General features: G+C 44.5%; 8 protein-coding genes and 4 tRNA genes. All 12 read left to right on the top strand.

Going from position 1 to position 8,722, the window contains the following annotated elements:
• Positions 1-113: hypothetical protein (locus tag HY877_02905; protein MBI5299229.1), on the top strand; the 113-nt coding region annotated here is incomplete at its 5' end.
• A gap of 288 nt (positions 114-401) precedes the next feature.
• Positions 402-1,652, top strand: coding sequence for an ABC transporter permease (locus HY877_02900; protein ID MBI5299228.1), 1,251 nt, complete (start codon positions 402-404; stop codon positions 1,650-1,652).
• A 38-nt stretch (positions 1,653-1,690) separates the two neighbouring features.
• Positions 1,691-2,875, top strand: a complete 1,185-nt coding sequence (locus tag HY877_02895; GenBank protein ID MBI5299227.1) for an FtsX-like permease family protein — start codon at positions 1,691-1,693, stop codon at positions 2,873-2,875.
• Positions 2,876-2,948: 73 nt separating this feature from the next.
• Entirely contained in the window at positions 2,949-3,617 is a 669-nt protein-coding gene (locus HY877_02890; GenBank protein ID MBI5299226.1) for an ABC transporter ATP-binding protein, read from the top strand.
• A gap of 146 nt (positions 3,618-3,763) precedes the next feature.
• Positions 3,764-6,055 carry an outer membrane protein assembly factor BamA gene (bamA, locus tag HY877_02885; GenBank protein ID MBI5299225.1) on the top strand — a complete coding sequence of 764 codons (2,292 nt, stop codon included), beginning with the start codon at positions 3,764-3,766 and terminating at the stop codon, positions 6,053-6,055.
• A 90-nt stretch (positions 6,056-6,145) separates the two neighbouring features.
• Positions 6,146-6,218, top strand: a tRNA-Thr gene (locus tag HY877_02880).
• Positions 6,219-6,481: 263 nt separating this feature from the next.
• Positions 6,482-6,564, top strand: a tRNA-Tyr gene (locus tag HY877_02875).
• Between the two features lie 675 nt (positions 6,565-7,239).
• Positions 7,240-7,310, top strand: a tRNA-Gly gene (locus HY877_02870).
• Between the two features lie 50 nt (positions 7,311-7,360).
• On the top strand, positions 7,361-7,681 hold the full coding sequence (locus tag HY877_02865; protein MBI5299224.1) for a LysM peptidoglycan-binding domain-containing protein: 321 nt from the start codon (positions 7,361-7,363) through the stop codon (positions 7,679-7,681).
• A gap of 62 nt (positions 7,682-7,743) precedes the next feature.
• Positions 7,744-7,816 (top strand) — tRNA-Thr (locus tag HY877_02860).
• A gap of 46 nt (positions 7,817-7,862) precedes the next feature.
• Positions 7,863-8,480, top strand: a complete 618-nt coding sequence (locus HY877_02855; GenBank protein ID MBI5299223.1) for a hypothetical protein — start codon at positions 7,863-7,865, stop codon at positions 8,478-8,480.
• A 102-nt stretch (positions 8,481-8,582) separates the two neighbouring features.
• On the top strand, positions 8,583-8,722 hold a 140-nt coding region (tuf, locus tag HY877_02850; GenBank protein MBI5299222.1), incomplete at its 3' end, for an elongation factor Tu.

The raw sequence follows: 8,722 nt of genomic DNA, 5'->3' as shown, positions 1-8,722 counted from the left end.
TGCCTCCAACCGCCGGGGAGGGGATAGGCATTGATCGTCTCGTGATGTTGCTAACCAACTCTCCTTCAATTCGGGATGTGATTTTATTTCCCCAGCTGAAGACGAAGGAATAAATTAAAAATTAAAGATCAAAAATCAAAAACACAAACCAAAAATAAAAAATTATGCTTCTGCATTTGATTAAGGTTAGGTTTGTCATTCTTGCGAAGGCAGGAATCCAGTCGTTTCAAGCACGTCTGGATCCCCGCCTTCGCGGGGATGACATGAAAACCTTAGTCAAATGCAGAAACATATAAAAAATTTTAATGTTTGATATATGTTTTTAATTTTTAATATGTGTTTTTGGTTTTTAATTTTTAGTATGTGTTTTTGATTTTTGATTTTTGATTTTTGATTTTCCCATGAACCCTCTCTCCCAACTGATAGCTTGGCGTTTTCTTTTTTCCAGCCGTCAACGTTTTGTCCCTCTGCTTACTTTTGTCGCACTGAGTGGTATCGCGCTTGGCGTTTGGTCTCTGCTTGTGGTGCTCAGTGTGATGCGCGGATTTCAGGGAGAACTCAATCAGCGCTGGATCGGTCTCAACAGTCATCTCACCATTTCGAAATTGGCCCTGAAAGGGGAGACGTACGAAAAACTTCTCGAAAATTTGAAAACGTGGCGTGAGATTGAAGACGTCGCTCCTTACGCGGACGGAGAAGTCATCATCCATTTTGAAAGAGATGGGCGCGTGGAATCAGTGGCATCCAAAGTGAAGGGAATATCTCAAATCGATCCCGCCTTTGTGCGCGTTGCCAAAATTTATCCCGCCGTTATTCCCGATTGGCGCTTGCTTGCAAAAGGGGAAGAGCCCCCACAGGGGGAACCTCCGTTGATGGGTGGCGAAGAAGTTTTGTCAACGTTGGGTGTGCATCCCGATTTGGAAGACAGCGTGACGTTGATTTATCCGTTTGGAGAGATTGGTCCAACGGGTGATTGGGTTCCCAAACAGAAAAAATTTCAGGTGACCCATGTTTTTCGCACGGGACTTTATAATTGGGATTCTCTGCGCGTGTTGGTGCCGCTGGAAGACGCCATCCAACTTTTAGGAGATCAGGGAGAAACCGGTTTGCAAATTCGTCTGAAAGATTTGGGTGATCTTTTAAGTGTGGAGAAAAAAATAAAAGCCATCGTTCCTCCCAACGCCGAAGTCAGCAGTTTTGCCGAACAAAACAAAAGACTCTTTTCCGCGCTAAAACTGGAACGCATGGCGATGACTCTCTTGCTCGTTTTATTCGGACTGATTGCCTCCTTCAGTATTGTGGGACTTATGCTGATGTTTGTGGATGCGCGGAAACGGGATTTGGCGATTTTACGGGCCGTGGGACTTTCTGTTGCGGGATCTAGAAAAATATTTTTGATGATCGGAGGGTTGCTGGGTGGGTTGGGTGCTTTAATCGGAGGAACCTTGGGTGTCGCAACGTGTTTTGTTTTGCACAAATTTCCCATTCCGCTCCCGTCGACCTACTATCTCGATTATCTCCCCGTGCAGGTGCAGTTGTTTTGGAGTGTAATGATTATGGCCGTTGGTTTTTTGCTAACACTGCTTGTGAGTTGTTACCCGGTTCATTTGGCGTCACAGATGGATGTTCTGCCCATGTTGAGAGAAGAGTGAAAAATGCAAAAATCAAAAATCAAAAGTCAAAATGACTTATGAATAAAACGCTTATATTTCTAGCCCGGCATTTTTGGTGGCGGCATTCGCTCCCGCGTTCGGTGCGCATCATGCGGGGAATGGTACTGATTGGTATTACTTTAAGCGTTGCCACTCTTGTGGTGACACTCAGTGTAACGGCCGGTTTTGAACACGATTACAAAAAAGCCCTGCTCGATTTTAACGCCCACGTCATTTTGTATCCGGGCGAGGGAAAACCTTACACCGAAGAAATAATTCGAAAAGCGCTGGATGAAGCGCATCTAAAAGATGTGGTGTTGCTTCAAGTGTCGCCATTTCTTTATCGGGAAGCTTTGCTGATTCACGAAGGGGTTATTAAAGGAGTGGTTTTAAAAGGCATCGATTTGCCAAAGGTCGGTGGGGGTGTTGTCTTGGGAGAAGCGTTGGCGGAAAAGCTAGGATGGACTAGGGACCATGGACCATGGACCATGGACCAAACTGTGAAATTGCTGATTCCTGAAGGCAAAGAGGTTTCTGCGAAAAATACGAAACGTCTTAAAGTGTCCGACACGTTTCGATCGGGTCTCTATGAATTCGATTCCCAATTTGCGTTGATTGATTTGGCACAACTTCAGGACCTTTTTCATCTTCCTCGCACTTATTTTGGTTTTGAATTGAAAATCAATCGCCCCGAGTTGGCGCCTCTTGTTGCCACGGCTTTGGAAGAAAAATTGGGACCGGAAGCCTCCATCCAAAATTGGATCGAACTGAACGGTCCTCTTTTTCAGGCCCTTGAACTGGAAAAATGGGCCTTCAAAATATTGATGGGGCTGATGGTTTTTGTTTCGGCACTCAACCTGATTGGTATTGTGTTGCTTATGATTTTTCGCAAAAGGAAAGCCATTGCCATGTTGCAAGCTTTGGGATTAGCGTCAAAGCAGGTGCGTGATTTGTTTGCGGGGCAGGGGTTTGTGCTCGGTGTGTTGGGGGTTTTGCTCGGAATTCTCGCGGGAATTCTTTTTGTGCTGAGCCTCAAATATTTTCAATGGATTCCCCTAGACCCTCAAATTTATTTTGTCGGGAATCTTCCCGTTCAATTGGAAGGATCAACTGTTTTCATCATTGCCATCTTCGGGCTCTTGCTAGTATGGCAGATCTCTTGGCTCGCGGCCTCCCGTTTGGTGACAGTGCCGATACGGGAAGGACTGCACGGACCGGGCTAAGAAATGAAAAAATTAAAGATCAAAAATTTTTTATTTTTAATTTGTGTTTTTGATTTTTGATATTTAATCTTTTATGCTCGTTGCTCAGAACATCCACAAGACTTACCGTGAAGGGGACAAAGCCATTGCGGTTTTGGAGGGGGTGAATTTTGAGATGGGACCCCGTCGCAGAATCGGCGTTGTGGGCGCCTCGGGTGTTGGTAAATCGACTTTGCTTCATATTTTAGGGGGGCTGGATTCTCCGGATACGGGTAAGATTTTTGTTGAAAAAGATAATCTCTACCAGTTGTCGGAAGATAAAAGGGCAAGGCTTCGCAACCGTTATTTTGGTTTTGTGTTTCAATTTTATCATCTCTTGCCGGAACTGACGGCTTTGGAAAATGTTTTTCTTCCGGCCTTGATTGCGGGATTTTCGAAAAAAGAGGCTCACGAATGGGCCTCTCCTGCTTTGGAACAAGTTGGTTTAAAGACGCGTGCTTCCCATCATCCCTCCGAGCTTTCCGGAGGAGAGCAACAGCGTGTGGCATTGGCTAGAGCTTGTGTTTTGAAACCAAAAGTGATTCTTGCCGATGAACCGACCGGCAATCTGGATGAAAAGACCGGAGATGAGGTTTTGAAATTTTTATTAGATGGTGTAGAGGCGGCGGAAGGTTCACTGGTTTTGGTAACGCATAATAAGGAGCTTCTTAAAAATTGCGATGAGATCTTTGAGTTAAAACATGGTCAACTTCAGAAAATTTAAGGGCTAATCTAAAAACCTATGAAAACAACAATTTGTCATTCTGAGCGAAGCGAAGAATCCTCAAGTAGATCCTTCACGGAGTTTACCCTGAGCACGAGCAGATTCTTCGCTTCGCTCAGAATGACAATGATTGCGAAGGGTTCAGGATGACAAACGGGATTTTTAGAGGCGCTCTTAAACAGGCATTTTTGATTTTTGCTTTTTTTGTTTTTGTTTGCCCTCCTTTTTCTGTGCGTGGGGCGGAGGGGGGGAATTTTATTCAGGAAGTGCGCATTCAAGGCGCAACTCGCGTGGTGGAAAGTACGATTCGTTCCCGCATGCAATCCAAACAGGGGCTGATTATCAACCAAGCCCAAATCGATGCGGATATTCGAAGCCTCTATCAACTCGGATTTTTTCAGGATGTTCAAGTGGATGAAGAGCGGGGAACTCATGGCTGGATTTTGACATTTATCGTTACCGAAAAACCGGTCATCAATAAAATTTCTTTCGAAGGAAACCGAAAAATAAAAGTTGCGGCGTTGCGGGAGGCGACCACCGTTCCCCTTTATCAATCGTTGAATGAAAAAAAACTGGCCGATTCCATTCAGGCCATCCGCGATCTTTATGCCAAGAAAAACTTTTATCTTGTGGGTATTGATTATAATTTGAAAACAACGCCCGCGGGAGAGAATGAACTGATTTTTGAAATTCATGAACACGATCCAGCCCTGATTCGACAAGTCAATTTTGTGGGAAACACGGTTTTCACAGACAAGGAACTGCGCGCGGTCGTTCAAACACGCAAGAAAGCGGCTTTCAGCTTTTTGACCGGCTCCGGAAAATACAAAGAGGAATTATTAAAGCAGGATATTCTTCGTCTCACTTTTCATTATCTCAAAAATGGTTATCTGAAAGTGCAGATCGATGAGCCGCAGGTTTCGTTAAGCAAAGACAGACGCTACTTTTTTGTGACCTTCCACGTTCAGGAAGGGAATCGTTACCATATCGGGAAAGTGGATGTCAGCGGCGATATTCTTACAACGCGTGATGAAATGCTTGCCACTTTGCTCACCAAACCGGGACAGGTTTACAACCGTGAGTTCATTGAAAAAGATATGCAGGCCATCAACAAAATATACGGGGATCAGGGTTATGCGTTTGTGCACGTACAGCCTCTCACCACAACGGATGAGGTGAATAAAACAGCCGACATCACCTATCATCTTGAAAATGGAAATCGCATTTATGTTGAGCGTATCGACATCAGCGGCAATACCATCACGCGTGACAAGGTTATTCGCCGTGAGTTGCAGATCAAAGAAGGAGATATTTACAATGAAACAAAACTGCAACAGAGCCGTGAAAGATTGATGGCCCTTGGTTTTTTCAAGGAAGTGAATTTTGCAACTCCCCGTGGAAGCAAAGACGACACTTTGCGTTTAAATGTAGTGGTGGATGAAAAACCGACCGGTAGTTTTAGTGTGGGAGCCGGTTTTTCCACCACGGAAAATTTCGTTGTTTCGGGTTCGATTTCCAAACAAAATTTTTTTGGAAGAGGTTGGAACGGTGAAATTTCCGGTGAACTTTCCAGCCGGCGTCGGCAATTTTTGTTTTCCATGTCGGATCCCTATTTTCTTGATACGGAATGGATTGTAGCGCTCAGCGCTTTCAAAACACTTTTCAATTATGACAACTTTACCCGTGATTCTTATGGAGGCAGTTTTTCGATCGGTCATCGTTTCTTTGATTATGCCTCCATGAGTCTGGGTTATGAGGCCGAAGAAGTTTCTGCAATCAATATTGCCACCAATGTGCCATCGCGCTTTCAGAATAATGTCAGCGGTTTGACTTCTCTTGTGAGTCTGACGCTCAATAGAGACACAAGAGACAACCGGGTTTATGCCAACAGAGGGATGTTTGGTTCCATCAAAGCGGAGGTTTCCGACAAGGAGTTGGGAGCACAAAATGAATTTTTAAGACTTACGGGCCGCGCCCAATTTTATAAACCCCTTTTCAAGGATTTGCTTTTTAAGACTTACGCGCGCGCGGCTTATATTAAAAGCCTCAATACTCTCGTCGTTCCGCTTGTTGAACGTTATTTTCTGGGAGGACCCAATTCCCTTCGGGGTTTCTATCCGCAATCCATTGGTCCCTCGGAAACGGTTGCCGGGCTTCCGTTTGTTTATGGCGGTGACAAAATGGCCATCATTAATGGAGAGCTCGAATATGTTCTGTATGAACCTGCGGGCATCCGGGCCGTTACATTTTTTGACGCGGGGAATGCCTATTCCGAAGATCAATCCATGCCTTTGGATAAATTGCGCATGGATTATGGTTTTGGAATTCGCTGGGTTTCTCCGATGGGCCCTCTGCGTTTTGAATGGGGCTTCCCCATCAACCGCAAAGCGGGAGAACAAAAATCCGTCTTCAACTTCGCAATCGGTTCCTTTTTCTAGAATTTTATCCGGTTAAATCTCAGTTAAGCCCTTGACAGGTTTGAAGATAATCCATAGAACCACCCAAATTTCAAAAATGATTGGATAAATGCCGGCGTAGCTCAGTTGGTAGAGCAACTGATTTGTAATCAGTAGGTCGCGGGTTCGAGTCCCATCGCCGGCTCAGGAGCCGAAAAAAGATTTCGATAGCCCACAAAGTGGGCGAGAGGGGGAGGCTCCAATGGCTTTGCCATTGGAGGGGGCTTTGCTAAGCCCCTACAAAAAGCTCAACTGATTTGTAATCAGTAGGTCGCGGGTTCGAGTCCCATCGCCGGCTCAAAAATTGTCGCAGGTAATTTTTCTTCTATTTTCTCATGCTATTTTCTATTTTCGAAAATAGAGAATAGAAAATGGAAAATAGAGGGAAAATCGAAAAAGCTGATTTTCGGAGAGGTACCCAAGCGGCCAAAGGGGACGGGCTGTAAACCCGTTGGCTCACGCCTTCGATGGTTCGAATCCATCCCTCTCCACAGGTGTTGAAATGATTAAGAGTAGAAAAAAAACGGTTTTTCAAAAGGCTGTGTTGTTGAGATAGAAGGGGTATTCCTATGGCATGATTCAAAACGTGCTTGATGTTCCAAAAGGTACATTGAGTTATTGGTTGCGTGAAGTGCCAATAAAAAAGATTCATCCTGAGGTGGCACAACGGGTTAAATTGAGTCGCATGAAAATGGCAAGAACAAAGCAAATGAGACAATCGATTGAAATTGAAGAGATGAGAAGGCAGGGCTCTGAAGAAGTCGGCGCCATGAACAACCGAGAATTTTGGTTGGCAAGGGTAGCGCTTTACTGGGCAGAAGGGGCCAAAGCATTTGAAGATGTTTCCCTTACCAATTCCGATCCGGACACTATCCGGTTCTATGTAAAATGGCTGAAAGAATGTTGTGCGGCCGAGTCTGAAAATTTGCGCGTTGGAATACATATTTATCCTGATATAGATCCGGAAAGAGCAAAACGGTATTGGAAAAAGATAACAGGAGTTTCTTTGTCCCAATTTTACAAAGTGCAGATTGATCAACGCAGTGATAAGCGCAGTTTCAAACAGGGGCGTCTGCCTTATGGCACAGTCCATGTACGGCTTGGCGGCAAAGGCGGCCGCAAATTACATCGTTTGATAATTGGCTGGATAAATGGTTTGAAAATAAGCGGGGGTAGTTCAGTGGTAGAACGCGGTCCTTCCAAGTCCGATATGCGGGTTCGATTCCCGTCCCCCGCTCAGGTAATTTGCGTGTGAGTGGTAGCGAACGATTTTAAAAGGAGAATGTTATGGATATATGCATAGGTTGTGAGCCGCCGGATAGGGGAGTGCTGAAACCTATTCTGGTTTCATACACAGTTCAAAAAGGAGGCACCCTTTGGAAACTGTGGCAAAAGTCGGAAATGGAAAGGCAGGAATGGATGTCGCTCAACAATGGGCGCGATCCCGATAAATTTCTTCATGCCGGCGAAACAATTGTCCTTAAAGATCCTCTCGCAAGTTGTCTGGATGCGGCGGGTGTGACACGCTTTGTGGACTATCCCATTCAACGGCATAACTGTGAAGTGCGTTACGGTGCATTCAAGCCCCTTGAAGGCTTATACAAGTAAGTTGAAACAAGGTTGATTTTGAGATTGGAAAATAGAGGGAAAATTTGCCGGTGCAAATTTTTGCCGAGATAGCTCAGTTGGCAGAGCACCTCAATGGTAATGAGGAGGTCCGGGGTTCGATTCCCCGTCTCGGCTTAAAATTTTATGGAACAGTTCCATTGCTTTCTTCAAGGAGCAAACAATGAAAAAGAATTTCGCGTTATTTGGTTTTTTGGTTTGTTGCATCACTATCAGTGCCCTCGTTTCAGCATCGGATGTTCCAACAACATTGAACATCAATCTTATTGCGTCCAATTTTGATTCTGAGTTTCACTGCGACTGGAAGAGTCAAAAACCGTTGAAATTCTGGATGGGACCCGTTGAAGATGCAAGACCTTTGAAAGAGGTAGGAATCCTCCTTATCAAAGATGATGAAACGCCCCTCCAATCCTCCCGTCCCATGAACGTGCTCTTTCAGGAAGCCCTCCAAAAAGGTTTAAACAAGTGTGGTTTTGCTCAGGTAAAACAGGAAGATTTGGCGGATATCGTGGTTAGGGGCCGTCTGGATGAATTCTCGGGAACTTCCAAAAAAGGATTTTTCAAGGGAGAAGCCAAGGGAAAAGCCGAATTTACGTTGAATTTGTCGTCCCCCCATACCCATGAGGAATTTTCATCCACTTTTGGAGTTGAAGAAAATCAGAAAAAGGGCATATCTAAGAACCCGAAAAAACTTGAAAAAATATTAAACAATCTATTGACGCAATTGACATTAGATGTTTTTCATTCGCGCCAAGTTTCAGAATGGTTTAAAAAAATGTAAAATGCAAAGATCAAAAGTCAAAATGACAATTAAGAATTTATAATTTTGAATTGCCATTTTGATGTTTGAATTTTAATTTTTAACTTTGACCGGAGGGAAATTATGAGCAAAGCAAAATTTGAGAGGACGAAACCACACGTGAACGTAGGGACAATCGGACACGTGGATCATGGTAAGACAACACTGACCGCGGCAATCACGAAGTATTTGTCAACAAAAGGACAGGCGAGTTTTGTGGCGTA

The sequence above is a fragment of the Deltaproteobacteria bacterium genome (assembly GCA_016213065.1).
Taxonomy (GTDB): domain Bacteria; phylum UBA10199; class UBA10199; order SPLOWO2-01-44-7; family SPLOWO2-01-44-7; genus JACRBV01.
This window is presented reverse-complemented; position numbering and strand designations above follow the sequence as displayed.